This is a genomic window from Paraburkholderia nemoris (assembly GCF_905221015.1).
GTDB lineage: Bacteria > Pseudomonadota > Gammaproteobacteria > Burkholderiales > Burkholderiaceae > Paraburkholderia > Paraburkholderia nemoris.
In genome coordinates, this window is sequence record NZ_CAJNBO010000021.1 from 1 (window position 1) to 17887 (window position 17887).

Here is a 17887-nt window from a genome sequence, read left to right on the forward strand (position 1 = left end):
TTCTTTACGTCCGTCTCATCTCATGATGTTCAGGGTTAAGTTCCAAACTTCATCCTATTTGATACCGAGATAAACACCTCCGCTGGAACCCAGATATAGCGGGACGTAACACCTGGTGACCTCCATTGCTTGAAGATATATCGCTGTCGTTTCTGAACTCGAATGACCGAGCAGTACCTGAAGCGTTTTGAGACTATTTTGCGGTTCCTTGCCTTCTCGGCCACCGGCAGAATCAAGATAACGTAGGACATTAACTGCGTAGGTATGCCGTAGGTGATGCAGATTCGCGGGGATGCCAATGAGGTCAGAGCAACGCTTGAACTCCCTTGAGAACGATTGACGGGAAAGCGGCAGGCCGTTTACGCCCAGAAAAATGAAATCCTCAAATCCGGATTGAGGGGTTGGCCGAGTCGTTAAAACATGCCAATGTGTTTCTTCAAGCAGAGAGAGCGGCACGTAAACGGTCGCGTCCTTACCTCCTTTCCGCAGTATGTCGAAGCTCACCAGTTCGTCACTGTGGAGCCGCAGGCTCTCCATACTAGGTAACAGTGAACATCGTAAGGTCGTGATTTCAAAGCGGCGAAGGCCCGTAACGAGTCCCCATCGAAAGGCAAGTCTGTATGTGTGAGCCGCAAACTGAAATATGCCGCGAATTTCTTCTATATTGAGAGCCTTGGGGTGTCGCGCAATCACGCGAGGCGCCAGAGATCGGGGGGGCCGGTCAAGTGAGTGAAGGTATTCACCAAGCGGTGAGGCAACCCCGTGCTTCTGCCCCCAAAGATGGAACTGGACCACTACTGCAATTCGCAGGTTGACCGTTGCTGTCGCTGTTCGACCACCCCGCCGATTCGGCCTATTTGTTAAGTCCGCCCGGTAGTGTAGTAGCGCTTCCTCATCCACAGCCGTTAGCGAAAGGCCCTTAGCTGAGACAAATCTGAGCCAATCCAAAAGGCTCTCGCCGTACGTGCGCGGAGAGTCGTCCGTTACCCCTCGGGTCGCAAGCGCGGATCGAGCGAGGAACATTGTTGGTCCCCACACAGGTACTCCAACGCTATCGACAACGACTCGCAGCGACGAAACAGCGCTATATCGAGGCGGAAGATCAACAATCTGATCGAGGCCCGCCCTTTCGCAAAGCTCCTGCCACGTTTCGCTTATGTCGCGGCGCATGGTTACTAGTCGAAACGAATCGGCTGCCAAAGGAAATCCCTCCGAATACTTACAGTTGGAAAGACGCGTGTTGTTTCAACTTGGTGACCACTTAAAAATCACGCGAATTCTAATCTCGCAGAAACTTCCAGCCCTGAAAACATACAGACAAAACATTACACCTAATGCCGGAATTCGACCGTCATGTGCTGGAGACCCTGCGCGAACCCCTCGAGGCCGGGCGCATCACCATCTCGCGCGCTGCCTTACAAGCGGATTTTCCAGCCGCCTGCCAGTTGATCGCCGCGATGAACCCCTGCCCCTGCGGATGGCGCGGCGACCCCAACGGTCGCTGCCGCTGCACGCCGGAGATCGCGGCGCGCTATCTGCGCAAGCTGTCCGGGCCGCTGCTCGACCGGATCGACATCCAGCTCGAGATTCCTGCGCTCACGCCGGCAGAGTTGTCGGCGCGTTCCACTACCGCCGGTGAATCCAGTGCAGCGATCGCCCTACGGGTGAATGCCGCTCGCGAGCGGCAACTAGCCCGGCAAGGCAAAACCAATCGGGAACTGGGCGGACGGGAAGTGGACGAAGTCTGCCGCCCCGACGCAGAAGGTGAAGCTTTGCTGCGGCAGGCCGGCGAGCGCTTCGGCTGGTCAGCGCGTGCTTACTACAGAGTTCTGAAGGTGGCGCGGACCATCGCCGACCTCGCCGGCACCGCCATGCCGAGCGCCGCGCAAGTCGGTGAAGCCATCCAATATCGCCGGGCTTTTGGATCGGTATAAGGCAAAAAATCGGCTGTCAAGACTTGACTTATGCACATGTACGCGTTCCGGATAGATTTTGAAACATCTGAAAGGCACGCGGAAGCATGCATCCAAAAGACATTGATTCGATTGGACTTTTTTGAGCGACCGGAGCGGACTCAGTCTGACAGAATGCCCACGGGATGGGCATCTACGGCAAAAAAAGCGAAGTTCTCAACAGAGTTATCCACAGGACCTGTGAGTAACCGGAAAACTTCAACGTAAACCGGGAATTAGCGCGCGATGCTACGAAGGAACTTTCACTGTCCTCCACAAACGTGTCGCGCGCGGAGTCGATCAAAAAACATGCCGCTTTAAACGTTCAATAGAGCCGGAACGACGAAAAAAACTGGTCGACCTGCTCCTGCTGCACGGGCTTGGAAGCAATGATCGCGGCCTGATACACATGCCGGCCACGCGCCACCAGCCGCGCATAGACGGTGCGAGTCTCGTGTTGCGAACCGGCCTCACCGCTCAGCTTCATTTCCAGACCCAGCACCTGGCCGCCTGCGGCCAACGGAATTTGCACAGCGCGCGCGTCCGGCGCGGCGCCGACGTTACGGGCGAGGCCCGTGCGCAGGAATTCGAGGGCGGCACGCTGCGTCGCTTCGTCATCGCTCGGCAGCATCACGGTGCCGACCGCGAAGACGGCGTTGCCGGCTTCGGCCGTCTGCATCGCCATCTGCATCTGCTTGCCGTCGATCTGGACCGCGCGTTGATCGTTGTCCGGCTTGGCCGGCAAGTCGACCGTGTAGCCGTTGTCGTTATTCATGATGGTGCGCCAGTCGAAGGTCGGCGAACACGCTGTCAACGCACCGCCCAACGCCAGCGTGCAGGCCGCCATGCGGAGAACTGCTCGCGCTCGCTGCAAGGGGAAATCGGCGCCGGCCGGGCGACCGTCTGTCGGGGCGAAATGTGAGGAACGGCTAACGAGGCGGCCAAACGGGATGATCGAGACTCGGGCGAGGAAGCGAAAAGCAGTTCGGAGCATGGGGACAGAAGATCGGACTGACAGGAACGTAAAGTCCTATTATCGCCTCCCGGGCCGCCCGCTGCCGCGCTGCCGGAATGGGGCTACAATAGCGACGCCAAGCAATACCGGATTTAACAGTCCGAATCCACGTACTGTTCCGCGCGTTCTGCGCGACTCTCGAGGTTCCGTTCATGAGCTCCACCCCGTCCACCGCCACACGGCGCGCGAATCCGCTTCGCATTATCATCATCGCCGTCGTGGCCATCGCGATCGCGATTGCCGGCTATTTCGCGTTCGCCGGCCAGCAGCGCGTGCCCGATGCGACCTTCACGTTGCTGTCGGGCCAGAAAGTCTCGACTGCCGATCTGAAAGGCAAGGTCTACCTGGTCAACTTCTGGGCGACCAGCTGCGACACCTGCATGAAGGAAATGCCGCAGATGGTCCAGACCTATAACCGCTTCAAGGGCAAAGGGCTCGAATTCGTCGCCGTCGCGATGAACTACGACGCGCCGATGTACGTGGCCAACTACACGCAAACCCGCCAGTTGCCGTTCAAGGTCGCCATGGACGACGGCTCGGCCGCCAAGCAGTTCGGCAACGTGCAACTCACGCCGACGACCTTCCTGGTCGACAAGGACGGCAAGATTCTGAAGCGCTATGTAGGCGAACCGCAATTCGCGGAACTCGACCAGTTGCTGGAAAAAGCGCTGAACGCGGCCTGATTGCTGCCTGATCGCCGCACGAAAAGCCTGAAGTAAAACAACCAGATTCAAACACGCCGGCCCCGAGGACATACCGCCTCGCCGCCGGCGCTTCAAATCCTCACCGCTCCCCTTCCCCTTTGGCCGCGAGGCCATATCGCTTGATCTTCTCGTAGAGCGTCGCCTTTCCAAGCTGCAGCTTGTCTGCTGCGACCGCCACTACGCCGCCGGCCTGCTCCAACGCCTCCGCGATCACCGCCCGCTCGAATTGCTCGACACGTTCCTTTAAAGGTTGTGTCGCTATGCCGTCGTCGGCGAAAGACATGACGGGATCGTCGGCCACGCCGAGCACGAAACGGTCGGCGGCATTGCGCAGTTCGCGCACATTCCCCGGCCATTCCCGTTGCATCAGGCTGGCACGCTGCCGGTCGGTAAGAATCGGCGCAGGGCGCTGATAACGCACGGCCGCATCCAGCAGGAAGTGTTCGAAGAGCGGCACGATGTCCTCGCGACGCTCACCCAACGGCGGCAGCGCAATCGTCACCACGTTCAGCCGGTATAGCAAGTCGCGACGGAACGAGCCGTCCGAGACATGCTCCGCCATATCGCCCTTCGCGGCAGCCACCACGCGGCAATTCACGCGAATCGGCTGGTTCGAGCCGAGCCGTTCCAGCACGCCGTCCTGCAACACGCGCAGCAGCTTGACCTGCAACGCGAGCGGCATGCTCTCGATTTCGTCGAGGAACAGCGTGCCGCCTGAAGCATGTTCGAGCTTGCCGATCCGGCGCTTTGCCGCGCCGGTGAAGGCACCCGGTTCGTAGCCGAACATTTCCGACTCGAACATCGGCTCCGGCAGCGCACCGCAGTTCACCGCGATAAACGGTTTGTCACGCCGCGGCGACAGTTCATGCAGACTGCGCGCGATCAACTCCTTGCCCGCCCCAGTGTCGCCGTTGATCAGCACCGATGCGTCGGTGGGCGCGATATTCGCGATCAGCCGCCGCACCTGCTCGATCGCCGGACTACGGCCGATGATGCGCGGCGCAACCGTGTTCTGCCCGGCCAGCTCACGACGCAGTGCGAGGTTCTCGAGCACCAGCTTGCGGCGCTCTAGCGCACGTCGTACAGTTTCGATCAGACGTTCGGATGCGAAGGGCTTTTCGATGAAGTCATACGCGCCGTCACGCATCGCCTGTACGGCCATCGAAATATCGCCATGACCGGTCACCAGAATCACCGGCACGTCGGGTGCGCGCTCGTGGCACTGCGCAAGCAGTTCGAGCCCGCTCGCGCCAGGCAAGCGAATATCGCTGACGATCACCCCTGAGAAATCCGCGCTAATCATCTTTGCTGCGGATTCCGCCGACGCATGGCCGATCACCTCGAAGCCCGCCAGTTGCAAACTCTGCACGCTGGCACGCCGCACCAGTTCGTCGTCTTCGATATACAGCACCTGCAAGCCGTCGTTCAGCATGTTGTTCTCGTCTGATTCAGGAACCCGTGGTGAGCGGATCCGATGTGTGGCTCGTCTGCACGCGCGCGCGGCGCAGCGTCAATACGAATAATGCACCGCCGTCCGGCGCGTTGCCCGCCACCAGTGTGCCGCCGCAGTCGCGCGCAATCGACGATGAAATCGCGAGGCCGAGCCCCAGCCCCTGGCCCATTTCCTTCGTAGTGAAGAACGGTTCGAACAGACGCGGGAGCACGTCGTCCGGAATGCCTGGACCGTTGTCGTGCACAGCGAATGACACACTCGACTCGGCGGTTTCTATCTCGATCGAAATGCGCGGCGGTGTCAGCCCCGCCGTTGCGTCGAGCGCGTTGCCGAGCAGATTGATCAACACCTGTTCGAGCCGCAGATCGTCGCAATTGGCAACCAGATCGGGAGGATCGTCGGCGAGATTCAGCGGCGTGCGCACGCCGGTGCCGGCATCGAGCAAAGCGAACTCGACGTCGACGCCTTGCAGGCGCTTTTGCAGCAGCGCGATGACGTTGCGCAACGCTCGCATCACCGGCGCACGCGCACTGCGCGGCCGCGCGCGACCTACGAACAACTTCAACTGATTGGTAATCTTGCCCATGCGCTCGGTAAGCGCCGCGATCGCTTCGAGATTTTCGAACGCCGAGGCCTGGTCGCCGCGTTCGAGCAGCACGCGTGTGTTGTCCGAGAAACCACGCAGCGCCGCAAGCGGCTGATTCAATTCATGCGTAATACCGGCCGCCATTTGACCCAGCGCGGCGAGCTTGCTGGCCTGAATCAGTTCGTCGTGCGCGTCGCGCAGTTCCTGTTCGGCGCGCGTTCGCTCGGCGACTTCCTTCTGCAACTGCTCGTTCGCCTGGGAAAGATCCGCGGTGCGCTCTGCCACGCGCCGGTTCAGTTCAGCGTAGGCCTTTTGCAGCAGCGAACGGCTGCGCATCACTTCGCGCACCCGGGCGCGGCGCATTCTCCAGTAGAACGCGAGCAGCACCAGCGACACGTAGCCGAAGCCAGTCACGATGGTCGCCTTGCGCGCGTCTGCGTCGACAGGACCGACGGGCGACATCGTGATCAGATGCCAGTCCGGCTCGCCCATCCCGCGCCGCGACGCCAGATAACGCGGTGCATAGCGGCCGCCGCCGATGCGCACGATCTGCGCATTGCCTTCGAGCGTGCGCTCGATTGTCACCGGCAGCGGTGCGATCGGTTGCTGCGCATACTGGCGCGCCTGGTAGATCGAATCGGCGACTTGCCCCGACAACGGCCGGATCGTGTGATATTTCCACGCCGGCACCGCAGACAGAAAGATCACGCCGTGATCGTCAGTGACAACCAAAGGTTCAGACGCATCCGCGCCCTGAAACCATTCGAGATCGAGTTTGACGACGGCCACGCCGACGATCTTGCCGTCACGCCGCACCGGCTGCGAGATGTAATAACCCGGCGCCTGGGAAATCGTGCCGATGCCGAAGAAGCGGCCCACGCCGCCCTTCACCGCATCGAGAAAATACGGCCGGAATTGATAGCCCGCGCCGATAAAGCTGCCCGGCCCGTGCCAGTTGCTTGCGGCGACGCAATAGCCGTCGAGCGGAATGATGTAGGTGACCGTTGCCCGCGCGTGGCGGTTGAGGTCTTCGAGATAGAGATTGGCGCGTTCGACGTTGGCAGGGCTGGGATCGACCAGCACGTCTTGCACAATGGGATGTTCGGCCAGCAGATAAGGCAGCGATTCGTAACGCTCGAGCGTGCTTTTTAGCGCGCTGGTCGTGCGATCGACCCGCACCGCGGCGTTGCGCCGCAAATTGTCGATCCCGCTCTGCCACGCGATGGTGTACGTCAGCCCGCACGCCGCCACGAGCCCGGCGACGAGCGCGAAGAGGATCAGCAGGCGGCGCGTCACGTTGGCAATATCCGATCGGTAAGGATCGGATATTGTGGCATAAGGCGCCGCGTCGTCGGCGTAAGCTTCGTCGGCCGACGACGCGGGGTCCCGGCTCGCGGTCGCCGCTTTCATGGGTGGGCGTCCGCGGCCGAAGTCGTGCTCGTGACGGGTTGCCTGGCTTAAGCCTCGGCCGGCTCTTTGACCGCCACTTCACCCCGCAATGCGGCGTTCAGCTTGTTGCGGTCCAGTTCCTTTTCCCATGCCGACACCACCACCGTCGCCACACCGTTGCCGACGATGTTCGTCAGCGCACGGCATTCGCTCATGAAACGGTCGATACCGAGAATCAGCACCATGCCCGACAACGGAATGGTCGGCACCACAGCGAGCGTGGCGGCCAGCGTGATGAAGCCTGCGCCTGTCACACCGCTTGCGCCCTTCGACGTCAGCATCGTCACCGCCAGCAGCGTGAGCTGCTGCGTCCACGTGAGGTCCGTATTAGTGGCCTGAGCGATGAACAGCACGGCCATCGTCATGTAGATGTTGGTGCCGTCGAGGTTGAACGAGTAACCGGTCGGCACCACGAGACCCACCACCGAACGCGAGCAGCCGAGCTTTTCGAGCTTCAGCATCAATTGCGGCAGCGCGGCTTCCGACGAGCTCGTGCCGAGCACGATCAGCATCTCTTCCTTGATGTAGCCGACAAAGCGGAAGATGTTGAAGCCCACCGCACGCGCGATGATGCCGAGCACGACCACCACGAACACGATCGAAGTCAGATAGAACGTGCCGATCAGCTTGAGCATCGGCAGCAGCGAGCCGATGCCGTACTTGCCGATGGTGAACGCCATCGCACCGAACGCACCGATCGGCGCCAGCTTCGTGATGATGCGCACGACGCCGAACAACACATGCGAGAGCCCGTCGATGAAGTTGGTGACGACCTTGCCCTTCTCACCGGCCGTGGCCAGCACCGCACCGAACAGCAGCGCGATCAGCAGGATCTGCAGGATTTCTCCCTGTGCGAACGCCGACACCAGCGTGTCCGGAATGATGTGCATCAGGAAGTCGACCGTGGTCTGCCCGTGCGCCTTCGCGGCATACGAAGCGACTGCCTTGCCGTCGAGCGTAGCCGGATCGATATTGAAGCCGACACCAGGCTTCAGCACGTGCGTCGCGATCAGGCCGAGCACCAGCGCGAAGCTCGAGACGATTTCGAAGTACAGCAGCGCCTTGCCGCCGACGCGGCCGACTTTCTTCATGTCTTCCATACCGGCGATACCCGTCACCACCGTACAGAAGATGATCGGCCCGATCACCATCTTGATCAGCTTGATGAAGCCGTCGCCGAGCGGCTTCATGTCGACGGCGAAGTCCGGCGAAAAATGGCCGAGCGCGATGCCGATGATGATCGCCACGATCACCTGGACGTACAGCACTTTGTGGATAGGTTTCTTCACGATGTTTCCTGCGATATGGGTGAGCTCAAGGCCTGCCACGCTGCGCACCATGCGAACGAATAGTCGTCACGCCTGTGCACGGCATTAGGCCGCGACAAGACGACGAATTCAGAAATACCGGGAGGGGAAATCAGACATCGTTGTCTCCTTGCTTTAGTTGTCGGACCGTTGCGGCCGCGGTTTCTAAATTGCAAGGTCGATGCCAGCTTGATGCAAAGCGAATCGCTTTGATTTTTATAGGTTTTTTGGCGTGTTACAGCACGCGCCGTCCGGGATTCCGGAAATCCGGACGAGGGGTGTCGGGGAATCCGGAATCCGCACGGGCCGCGAGTCCGGGAAAACCCGGAGAGCCTTTGGGGCTGTGGCTTTCGCCTGTTTCAGCCGAAACCGCCTGGTCTGTACGCAGGGGTTTCGCCCACGTCAGACATTGCTGTTCGGCTTCTATGCGCCACCCTCTTCCAGCACCAGCAAGTTCTCGTGCGAGAAACCCAGCGATACCGGTTGACCCCGTTCGGGCAAGCCGCGATTCGGGTCGTTGAACACATCGAGTGAAATCACCGCGTCTTTCACACGCGTTCTGATGCGCACCACCGCGCCGAGGAAATTCACTTCTTCGACCGTCGCGTTCAGCGTGTTGCGGCCCGGCGCCGCCGGCTCCAGCACAATGGCTTCAGGTCGCAGCGCGAGCATGCGTTTCTTGCCTGCGTCGTCTGCCGGCAGTTCTTGCGTGGTGGTCAGCTCCTGACCGTCGACGGCCATCTTGCCGGTTTTCGGGTCGATCACATGCCCCGCCAGAATGTTCAGCGTGCCGACGAAAGACGCGACAAAGCGCGTACGTGGATAGTTGTAGATCTCCGAAGGCGAGCCGATCTGTTCGACGCGCCCCTCGTTCATCACGACGATGCGATCGGAAATGGACAGCGCCTCTTCCTGATCGTGCGTGACGAAAATCGACGTGATACCCAACTCGCGTTGCAACGCGCGGATGTCTTGCCGCAAGGAAATGCGGATCTTCGCGTCGAGCGCCGACAGCGGTTCGTCGAGCAACAGCACCTGCGGCTTGCCGGCGAGCGCGCGCGCCAAGGCCACGCGCTGCTGCTGGCCACCCGACAACTGCCACGGATAGCGTTCACCGAGATGCGGCAGCTTGATCAGTTGCAGCATCTCCTCGACGCGCTTCTTGATCTCCGCCTGCGGACGGTGCGTGATCTTCAATCCGAAGCCAATGTTATCGGCCACCGTCATGTTCGGAAACAGCGCGTACGACTGGAACACCATGCCGACCTTGCGCTGCCGTGTACGCAGGTGCGTCACGTCCTTGTTATCCAACCGGATGATGCCGCGCGTCGGCGTTTCGAAGCCGGCGATCATCCGCAGCACCGTGGTCTTGCCACAGCCGGACGGTCCAAGGAACGTGATGAATTCGCCGCGCTCGATCTTCATGTCGAAGTGATGCAGCGCCGTGTTCGCCCCGAAGGACTTGTGCAGATTTTCGATCTCAAGGAATGCCATGATTCGCTGCCTTAGTCGGTCAAATTAGTCCGTCAAACTTTCTGGCCGCTAAGTGCGCGTGCCGAGCCGAATACCTGAATCAAACCCATCGACGCCCATGTGATCACGAACGCAATGATCGCAAGCGCCGACGGTTCATACGCGCGGTTCGCGCCGATCAATTGCAGATACGGGCCGAACGCGGGGCGGTCGAGCAGACTTGCCAGCGTGAACTCGCCGATCACCACCGCAAAGGTGAGAAACGCGCCGGACAGAATGCCCGAGCGGATATTCGGGAAGATCACCTTGAACAGAATCGTCGGCCAGTTCGCCCCGAGACATTCAGCGGCCTCGGTGAGCGAGCGCACATCGACCGCACGCAAACCGGCGTCGACCGCGCGATACATGTACGGCAGCGATAGCGTGACGTAGCCGAACACCAGCAACAGGTCGGTCGCGCGTTCGTTGGCCGTGAGCGGCAAAATCGAACTGCTGTTATAGATGCGCAGATAACCGAACACGATCACGATCGCCGGCACCACCAGCGGCAACAGCGTGATGAATTCGACAACCGGCCGCAGCTTCGGCAGCCGCAACTGCACGTAGTACGCGGTCGGCACCACCAGCAATACGCCGACAATGATCGTCAGCACCGCCATCAGGATCGAATACCCGAACGAGGCCTGAAACCGCGGATCGCTCAGCACGACGCTATACGCCTCGAAGCTGTACACGCCGCGCTTCATGCGCAGGCTGAATTCGAAAGTGGCGAGCAACGGAATCAGAAAGTACAGCGAACCGACGATCATCGCGGTCCATGCACCCACACGCGACTGGCTTTTCATCGACGGCCCCTTTCAGCGCGTGAACGCAGCCAGATATAGCCGCCATTCGACAAGCCCGTCACGAGCACCATGCCGAGCGCGAGCGCGTAACCGAGGTTCTGGTTGTGCATCACGTCGCCGCGAATCTGCGCGTACAGCAGGATCGTGACGATGTTCAGCGAACTGCCGGTCAGTGCATAAGCGGTCGCGACCGCACCAAACGAATTGGCGAACAGCAGCAGCGTCGCGCCAAGCACGCTCGGCCACAACACCGGCAACGCCACGTGACGCCAGTATTGGAAGGCCGTGCCGCCGAGGCAGTCACAGGCTTCGCGCCACTCGCGCTTCAGACCGTCGAGCGCGGGCGTGACGATCAGCACCATCAAAGGAATCTGGAAGTACAGGTAAGTCAGCGTCAACCCGGAAAAGCTCAGAACACTGAAGCCCGTCGAGTACAGATTGAAGCCGAGATACTTCTTCAGCAATACGGTCACGAGGCCGACGCGCCCCAGCGTACAGATGAAGGCAAACGCGAGCGGCACGCCGGCAAAATTCGAGGCGACGCCGGAGAACGTCATCAACGTAGGACGAATCCAGCCCGGCAATTTGCCTTGCACCGCCGCCCACGCGAGCAGCGAGCCGATCAACGCGCCGCCGAGCGCGGAAGCGGCGCTCACCTTGAAGCTGATCCAGTAGGCGTCCAGCACCGTGGGCTGGAGCAGGTCGCGAAAGTTGCCGAGCGTGAAGTGGCCTTGCGGATCCTGGAATGCGCCGACCATCAGAAAGCCGGTCGGCAGAATCAGGAACAGCAGTGCGAAGGTGAAAAACGGTACCACGCCGATCCAGGCGAGAAACTGCGACGCGCGGCCCGGACCGTTGACGCGAGGCGTTGGCGTGGGCACAGGCGGAACCAGCAATTCCGGCTGCACCGATCCAGCATCCGATGAAGCGCTCATAGCTCACCCTTAGGCAATCTGGCTAACGCGTGGCGCGCCGCGCTCATGGAGCGGCACGCTACCTTTGAAACTGCGCGTTGCGGTTAGACGCGGCGGCGTATGCGGCTTGCGATTGCTCGCTGCTGCATGGCCGCCGCAACCGCGTGCGCCCCGGCGATTACTTGACGTTCGCGCCGACCGTTTCGTCCCAGTGCTTCGTGATGGTCTCCTTGTAGGCGTCCTGTTGGGACAGCGTCGGGAACACCACGTTCTTGTACGACGACGGCGGCGGCAGCTTGTCGAGCAGCGCTTGCGGGACCTTCTTCGCTGCTACCAATTCGTTATAGCGCATCGGGTGGCAATAGCCGGTCAGCCAGCCGATCTGGCCTTCGTCGGAGTACAGGTATTCCATCCACAGCTTGGCGGCATTCGGATGCGGTGCGTAGGCGCTGATCGCCTGAACGTACACACCGGCGACCACGCCCGTCTTCGGAATCACCACCTGCACCTTCGGATTGCCCTTCAGCGTGTCGCGATCGGCGAGCGCGTTGTAGTCCCAGCGCACGACGATCGGCGTGGTGCCCTGCGCGAGCGATGCGGCCTTGCCGATCACCGGCACGAAGTTGCCGTTCTTGTTCAGGTCGGCGAAATACTTGAGACCGGCCTTGTCGGCCTTGCTTACGTCGCCCTTGCTTTGCGACAGACCTGCTGCGAACACGGCCTGGATCGCCTGATTGGCCGTGCGCGGGTCGCCGGCCAGCGAGACGGCATTCTTATAGTCTGACTTGAGCAGATCGCTCCAGTCGGACGGCGCCTTGTCGATCATGTCGGCGTTCACTTCAAATGACAGCACGCCGTAGTAATCGCCATACCAATAGCCGTCGGCGTCTTTCGACTCCTTGGGAATCGAGTTCCACGAAGCGACCTTGTACGGCTGCAGCAAACCCTCGGCCTTCGCGGTCGGACCGAACGACAGACCCACGTCGATCACGTCAGGCGCTTGCGGACCCTTGTTGCCCTTGTTCGCCTTGATGGCTTCGACTTCGTCGCCCGAACCCGCATCCGGATTCAGCTCGTTGATCTTGATGCCGTACTTCTTCTGAAAACCGGCCACCAGTTCACCGTAGTTGCACCAGTCGTGCGGCAACGCGATCACGGTGAGTTGGCCTTCCTGCTTGGCGGCTGCGACCAGTGCGTCGAGCGGCGCGGCCGAGGCGCTGCTCACGCCGGCTGCGGCGACACCCGCAGCGGCCGACATCGAAAGTAAACGAGCTAACGCGGTGCGCTTCATAGTTATCCCCATCCTCTGCCGAAATTGCTACGTTTGGAAAATTTCTAATTTCTAGCTCTATGGGCGCACACCTGTGCAAGCTCGCACTCGCGCACCCGCGCCATGCTCGGTCCGGCTCAGTCTGGATTCACCGGCGCCGAAAACATGTCGTGTTCCAGTCTATCGATGCGATCTGTACAAATCATGTCGACGCCCCATTGCGCCAGCAACTGCGCACGCTCGGGGTCATTCACCGTGTAGGCCAGCACGTGCAATCCGGCCGCCTTGATCCCGGCGACCAGCGGCTCGGTCAGGTACCGATGGCTCGCGTGCAACGACACGCAATCCAGTTCCCGCACGATGCGCAGCCAGTCAGCCGGCACCTCTTCGAACAGCATGCCGCGTCGCAGCGAGGGTGCAGCATCGCGCGCCGCAGCGAGCGCCTCGAACGAAAACGATGACAGCAGCGGCGGAGTCTGCCCTTGCCACAAAGTCAGCGCGCCGCTTGCGACCAGACGCCCGGTGATCTCGTCCCGCCCCGGGCAGGGTTTGATTTCGATGTTGGCGGCGATACCATCTTGTGCGCAGCGCGCGGCGGCCTCGGCGAGCGTCGGCAGGCGCGTACCGGCGAACTGCGGGCCGAACCAGGCGCCGGCATCAAGCGCGGCCAGTTGGTTCCACGTGTGTTCAGCAGCGGCGCCATGACCGTTGGTCGTGCGTTCCAGTGTGTCGTCGTGCAACAGAAAGAGTTGGTTGTCAGCGGAGAGCTTGGCGTCGAACTCGACCATGCGGTAGCCGTAGCGCACGCATGCGTCGAAACCGGCCAGCGTGTTCTCCGGCGCCAGCGTGCCGCCGCAGCGATGCGCAACCAGCCTCGGATAAGGCCAGTCTGCGGATAAGGTGCGATCAATCCCGTTTCCCACGTCTCGTTACCTTCCAGATAGAGCGGGTTAAATATGCTCTCGACACGTTCCCAGCTGCCACTGCCGTCATGCCACACCTACGCCATGCAGCCTTTACGCGTGAGCCCCGCGCGTAGTATCGCGCCAATGGGCGACGCTGTGATAGCTGGCCGCACGGCCAACGCCGCGCACTGCTGCAATCTTATTGTCAGGATGCCGAACCGTGCTGCTTCCCGGCAGCGCCGCATGCAGTAGAAAATGGTTCAGACGGCAGATCCCAAGGTCCATTATGGCAATGACATGTGTCCATCAAATTGCCAAAAAACGCCGCGAAATGCTCGAAATCGGACATTTCAATTCCTTTTCGAACATTTGATGTTCGAAATATGCGCCGCGCTTCGATCTGCGAAGGCTAAGGTTAAATACACAAACTTGCAAGCTGCCAAAAAAATACAACACAATTCGACTAAAGTAGTACGCTTGTCATTGTCCGGACACACATCCATGTCCACGATGACACTATTAAAACAAGCTGTGTGAACGCGCGTTCGCATCCAAGGAATAATGCATGTGGCAGGAAGACCGTCATCAGAGAATTCGCGCGTTGCTGTCCACGCTTCAACGCGTGTCGACCGAACGGATCATGGCGGACCTGGGCGTGTCGCGCGAAACGGTGCGGCGCGACCTGCTCGACCTGGAGGCACTTGGTGAATTGCGGCGCGTGCATGGTGGCGCGATAAAACCCGCCGACGAAGCGCCGATCGCCGAGCGCGCTCACACGCGCGTCAAATCCAAAACGGCGATTGCCAAAGCAGCCATCGGTTTGATCGCGAGCGGCCAGACGCTTTTCATCGACGCGGGCACGACCACCGCAGCGCTCGCTGAAGAACTGGCCAAACTGGCGAACCTGACGATCGTCACCAATTCCATCGACGTCGCGCTGAAAATGCGTGGCGCCGCGGATCAAACGGAAACGGCCAACGAAGTGATTCTGCTCGGCGGCTCGATCAGCGATCGGGCGATGGCGACCACCGGCGCCACCACCGTGCTCGACATCCAGCGCTATCGTGCGGACATGGCCTTGCTCTCGCCGGTCGGCATCGATCACCGGCATGGCGCCACCAACTACGATCACGCTGAAACCGAAGTGGCGCGCGCCATGGTCGCCAACGCAGACCGCGTGGTGATCCTCGCCGACTACAGCAAGATCGGTCAGCGCAGCCGGATTTCGTACTGTCCGGTCGATCGGATCGATGTGCTGGTCACCAACAAGAAGGCGGCCGAAGCCGCCGACTTTGCAGCGCTGAAAAAGAAGCTGGAAGAGATCGTTCTGGCTTAGGGCGCCGGTGTGTTCGGCGCTTTGCACGAGCGCTTCAAGGAACACTTCATGGAGCGCTGCAAGCGCGCCGCGCAAGCCGCTTATTCCTTCACATGCATCGTGTCGAGCACGCGCTTGCGCAAGCGCGTGTCGCGCAGCGCGCCGGCAGCTTCGAGCACCGGATAGGCCGTCGAGCAGAACAGCGAATTGAGCCGCTTCATGTCGCTGATCAGATCCAGATGTAACGCGCTGGTCTCGATGCTGCGCAAGGTTTGTCCGGCGAGTCTGTCCAGATGTTTGTATGAATACGCGCGCTCCAGATCCCGAAAGCGCTCTTTCTCCGCCAGCAAGCGCTCGGCGCAACGCAGATCGTTATTCAGAAACACCGAGAGGCCAAGCTGCAGATTGCTGACGAGCCGTGCCTGAAGGTCGTCCAGTTCGCCCAGCCCCTCCTCCGAAAACGACAGCCGGTGCGCGATCTTCTTTTCCTCGATATCGCCGACAATCCGCTCGATGATGTCGCCCGCATGCTCCAGGTTAATCGTCAACGAAATGATGTCGGTCCAGCGGCGGCTATCGGCTTCGTCGAGTTGCTCGCGGGAGATCAGCGTCAGATAGGTTTTGACCGCGGCGTAGAGTTGGTCGACGTCGTCGTCCATACGAATCGTTTCGCGCGCCTTGTCGAGGCTGTTTTCATGAATCAGGCCGGCAACGTTATCGAGCATGGTGCGCACGATGTCGCCAATGCGCAGCACCTCGCGTGCGGCGTTCGCGAGTGCGAGCGTGGGCGTGGAAAGCGCAGCGGCATCCAGATGCAGCGGCCGCAGTTCGCCGTTAGGCTGCGGCCGGTCCGGCAACACCCGTGTGCAGATGCGCGCCACCGGATCGATCAGCGAGAGGCATGCGCAGCAACGCAGCGTGTTGTAGATCACGTGAAAGCCGACCACGGCTTCGCGCGGATTCGCGATCAGCATCGGCAGCCCGCGCGCAAGCAGCGGCGCGAACGGCAGGATCAGCAGCGCACCGGCCAGCTTGAACGCCAGACTGCCCAAAGCCAAACGCCGTGCCGCCGCGTTCTGCGCAAGGGTGCCCATCAGCGCCAGCAAACCGCTGCCGAGATTCGCACCGATCACGAGACACAGCGCCACCTTGAGCGAGATCACGCCGGATGAGGCAAGCGTCGCTGTCAGCAAAACCGCCGCGAGACTCGAATAAGACAGCATCGCAAATGCCGCACCGACCAGCGCGTCGAGCATGGTGTCGCCGGTCAGCGCGCCGAACATCACCCGTACGCCGGCGCCTTGCATCATCGGCTGGGCGGCTTCGACGATCAGGTGCAGCGCCAGCAGGATCAAGCCAAGCCCGATCAGCGTACGGCCGACCTGGCCCGCGCGGGTTTGCTTGCGCGACAGAAAGAGCGGCACACCGAACAGAATCAGGATCGGCGACAGCCATGTCAGATCGAGTGTCAGCAAGCGCGCCATCAGTGCGGTGCCGACGTCGGCGCCAAGCATGATTGCGAGGCCGCTGGTGAGCGGCAGGAGACCTTGCGCGGCGAACGACGTGACGATCACCGCCGTTGCATTGCTGCTTTGCACGAGGCTTGTGACGCCGACGCCCGAAAGGAAGGCGCGCCAACGGCTACTGGTGCTGCGCCCGAGGACACTGCGCAGATCGGCGCCGAGCACGCGCAGGATGCCGGTACGTACGATGTGCGAGCCCCACACGAGGAGCGCCACACCCGCCAGAAGGTTAAGGAGAATCAACATAAGGCACTGCGCATCCGTTCCTGCTGCCATGACCCGAACCGCATGCCGCACGAACCGGCACCCGGGATGTTTATGACAGTAGTGTTGCACATTTTTGCCTTATTGTAATTTTGTGCTTTTAAATATACGCTCGTGCCAAACTGTGGATTGCTGTGTAACCGGCTCACTGTCCGGCACGCAATTCACTCGATCACTTCGTTTGCCCACTTCATCACAAGGACTCTGGATGAGCCGCAACCTTGCGCTGTTCGACCTGGACCATACGCTGCTGCCGCTCGATAGCGATCAGGCCTGGGCCCACTTCATCGCCGGATTGGGCATAGAAGGCGCTGCGCAGCACGCGGAAGAAATCGACGATTACTACCGGCAGTACGTGGCCGGCACGCTCGATATGAACGCCTATCTGAACTACACATTGGCGCCGCTCGCTCGCCACTCGCGCGAACAGCTCGACGCGTGGCATGCGCAGTTCATGGAGAAGGTGATTGCGCCGGCCATCCTGCCGGCTGCGCGGGAACTGGTGCAACGTCATATTGAAGCGGGCGACCTGTGCTGCATCGTCACCGCCACCAATGTGTTCATTACGAAGCCGATCGGCAAGGCGCTCGGCTTCGAGCATCTGCTGGGGATCGATCTCGGCACCGCAGGCGGCGATCCTTTGGCGCGCTTTACCGGAACCGCCGTCGGTGTGCCGACTTTTCGCGAAGGCAAGATCACGCGCACTGAGAACTGGCTGGCTTCGCTCGGCCATCGTCTGCAGGATTTTCCGCAGAGCTGGTTCTATAGCGATTCAATCAACGACGTGCCTTTGCTCGAGCGCGTCACGCATCCGGTCGCGACCAATCCCGACCCGCGCCTGCGCGCCATTGCCGCGGAACGCGGCTGGCCGGTCATTGAGTTGTTTGCTTGAGGTTGCGCGGGCTGGAGCGG

The 17887-nt window shown here is 60.9% G+C and carries 14 protein-coding genes and 1 pseudogene; 4 read left to right on the top strand and 11 right to left on the bottom strand.

Annotated elements, in window-relative coordinates; all coding sequences use genetic code 11:
* Positions 1–54: 54 nt before the first annotated feature.
* On the bottom strand, positions 55–1170 hold the full coding sequence (locus KHO33_RS42990; protein ID WP_407946202.1) for a tyrosine-type recombinase/integrase: 1116 nt from the start codon (positions 1168–1170) through the stop codon (positions 55–57).
* 164 nt (positions 1171–1334) lie between these two features.
* Here KHO33_RS42990 and KHO33_RS28255 point away from each other — a divergent pair.
* Positions 1335–1934 (top strand): annotated as a pseudogene (locus KHO33_RS28255) (ATP-binding protein); the annotation flags it as partial.
* Positions 1935–2277: 343 nt separating this feature from the next.
* On the opposite strand, the gene KHO33_RS28260 reads toward KHO33_RS28255, so the two are convergent.
* Positions 2278–2946 carry a hypothetical protein gene (locus KHO33_RS28260; RefSeq protein ID WP_200564046.1) on the bottom strand — a complete coding sequence of 223 codons (669 nt, stop codon included), beginning with the start codon at positions 2944–2946 and terminating at the stop codon, positions 2278–2280.
* 173 nt (positions 2947–3119) lie between these two features.
* Between KHO33_RS28260 and KHO33_RS28265 the strand changes: the two genes are divergently transcribed.
* Complete coding sequence (locus KHO33_RS28265) at positions 3120–3650, top strand: TlpA disulfide reductase family protein (RefSeq protein ID WP_054035691.1); 531 nt, start codon at positions 3120–3122, stop codon at positions 3648–3650.
* Positions 3651–3750: 100 nt separating this feature from the next.
* On the opposite strand, the gene KHO33_RS28270 is transcribed toward KHO33_RS28265, so the two are convergent.
* The 8 genes from KHO33_RS28270 to ugpQ all read right to left on the bottom strand — a co-directional run bounded on the left by KHO33_RS28270 (position 3751) and on the right by ugpQ (position 13891).
* Positions 3751–5103 (bottom strand): sigma-54-dependent transcriptional regulator, encoded by a 1353-nt coding sequence (locus tag KHO33_RS28270; RefSeq protein ID WP_200564048.1) that lies wholly within the window; start codon positions 5101–5103, stop codon positions 3751–3753.
* 16 nt (positions 5104–5119) lie between these two features.
* A complete protein-coding gene (locus KHO33_RS28275) occupies positions 5120–7120 on the bottom strand; it encodes a sensor histidine kinase (RefSeq protein ID WP_200564050.1) in 2001 nt (666 codons plus the stop codon).
* 47 nt (positions 7121–7167) lie between these two features.
* Positions 7168–8448 carry a dicarboxylate/amino acid:cation symporter gene (locus KHO33_RS28280; protein ID WP_054035856.1) on the bottom strand — a complete coding sequence of 427 codons (1281 nt, stop codon included), beginning with the start codon at positions 8446–8448 and terminating at the stop codon, positions 7168–7170.
* A 441-nt stretch (positions 8449–8889) separates the two neighbouring features.
* Positions 8890–9960, bottom strand: coding sequence for an ABC transporter ATP-binding protein (locus KHO33_RS28285; RefSeq protein ID WP_054035689.1), 1071 nt, complete (start codon positions 9958–9960; stop codon positions 8890–8892).
* Positions 9961–9992: 32 nt separating this feature from the next.
* Entirely contained in the window at positions 9993–10784 is a 792-nt protein-coding gene (locus tag KHO33_RS28290) for an ABC transporter permease (RefSeq protein ID WP_054035688.1), read from the bottom strand.
* On the bottom strand, positions 10781–11719 hold the full coding sequence (locus KHO33_RS28295) for an ABC transporter permease (RefSeq protein WP_093645614.1): 939 nt from the start codon (positions 11717–11719) through the stop codon (positions 10781–10783). The genes KHO33_RS28290 and KHO33_RS28295 overlap by 4 nt, the downstream gene beginning before the upstream one ends.
* Before the next feature lie 157 nt (positions 11720–11876).
* Positions 11877–12989, bottom strand: coding sequence for an ABC transporter substrate-binding protein (locus KHO33_RS28300; RefSeq protein WP_200564052.1), 1113 nt, complete (start codon positions 12987–12989; stop codon positions 11877–11879).
* A gap of 116 nt (positions 12990–13105) precedes the next feature.
* Positions 13106–13891, bottom strand: a complete 786-nt coding sequence (ugpQ, locus tag KHO33_RS28305; RefSeq protein ID WP_054035687.1) for a glycerophosphodiester phosphodiesterase — start codon at positions 13889–13891, stop codon at positions 13106–13108.
* A gap of 547 nt (positions 13892–14438) precedes the next feature.
* Here ugpQ and KHO33_RS28310 point away from each other — a divergent pair.
* The gene (locus KHO33_RS28310) at positions 14439–15209 is read left to right on the top strand and encodes a DeoR/GlpR family DNA-binding transcription regulator (protein WP_054035686.1); all 771 of its coding nucleotides are present in this window, start codon (positions 14439–14441) and stop codon (positions 15207–15209) included.
* An 80-nt stretch (positions 15210–15289) separates the two neighbouring features.
* Here the strand turns inward: KHO33_RS28310 and KHO33_RS28315 are convergent, their stop codons facing one another.
* Positions 15290–16957, bottom strand: a complete 1668-nt coding sequence (locus KHO33_RS28315; RefSeq protein WP_200564054.1) for a Na/Pi cotransporter family protein — start codon at positions 16955–16957, stop codon at positions 15290–15292.
* Positions 16958–17183: 226 nt separating this feature from the next.
* Between KHO33_RS28315 and KHO33_RS28320 the strand changes: the two genes are divergently transcribed.
* Positions 17184–17867: a histidinol-phosphatase gene (locus tag KHO33_RS28320; RefSeq protein WP_200564056.1), complete on the top strand. Its 684-nt coding sequence runs from the start codon at positions 17184–17186 to the stop codon at positions 17865–17867.
* Positions 17868–17887: the final 20 nt, after the last annotated feature.

Coding starts and splice junctions, on each gene's coding strand:
- KHO33_RS28320 (WP_200564056.1), top strand. CDS start 17,184: ATGAGCCGCAACCTTGCGCTGTTCGACCTGGACCATACGCTGCTGCCG.
- KHO33_RS28315 (WP_200564054.1), bottom strand. CDS start 16,957: ATGTTGATTCTCCTTAACCTTCTGGCGGGTGTGGCGCTCCTCGTGTGG.
- KHO33_RS28265 (WP_054035691.1), top strand. CDS start 3,120: ATGAGCTCCACCCCGTCCACCGCCACACGGCGCGCGAATCCGCTTCGC.
- KHO33_RS28290 (WP_054035688.1), bottom strand. CDS start 10,784: ATGAAAAGCCAGTCGCGTGTGGGTGCATGGACCGCGATGATCGTCGGT.
- KHO33_RS28295 (WP_093645614.1), bottom strand. CDS start 11,719: ATGAGCGCTTCATCGGATGCTGGATCGGTGCAGCCGGAATTGCTGGTT.
- KHO33_RS28275 (WP_200564050.1), bottom strand. CDS start 7,120: ATGAAAGCGGCGACCGCGAGCCGGGACCCCGCGTCGTCGGCCGACGAA.
- KHO33_RS28270 (WP_200564048.1), bottom strand. CDS start 5,103: ATGCTGAACGACGGCTTGCAGGTGCTGTATATCGAAGACGACGAACTG.
- KHO33_RS28285 (WP_054035689.1), bottom strand. CDS start 9,960: ATGGCATTCCTTGAGATCGAAAATCTGCACAAGTCCTTCGGGGCGAAC.
- KHO33_RS42990 (WP_407946202.1), bottom strand. CDS start 1,170: ATGCGCCGCGACATAAGCGAAACGTGGCAGGAGCTTTGCGAAAGGGCG.
- KHO33_RS28310 (WP_054035686.1), top strand. CDS start 14,439: ATGTGGCAGGAAGACCGTCATCAGAGAATTCGCGCGTTGCTGTCCACG.
- KHO33_RS28260 (WP_200564046.1), bottom strand. CDS start 2,946: ATGCTCCGAACTGCTTTTCGCTTCCTCGCCCGAGTCTCGATCATCCCG.
- KHO33_RS28300 (WP_200564052.1), bottom strand. CDS start 12,989: ATGAAGCGCACCGCGTTAGCTCGTTTACTTTCGATGTCGGCCGCTGCG.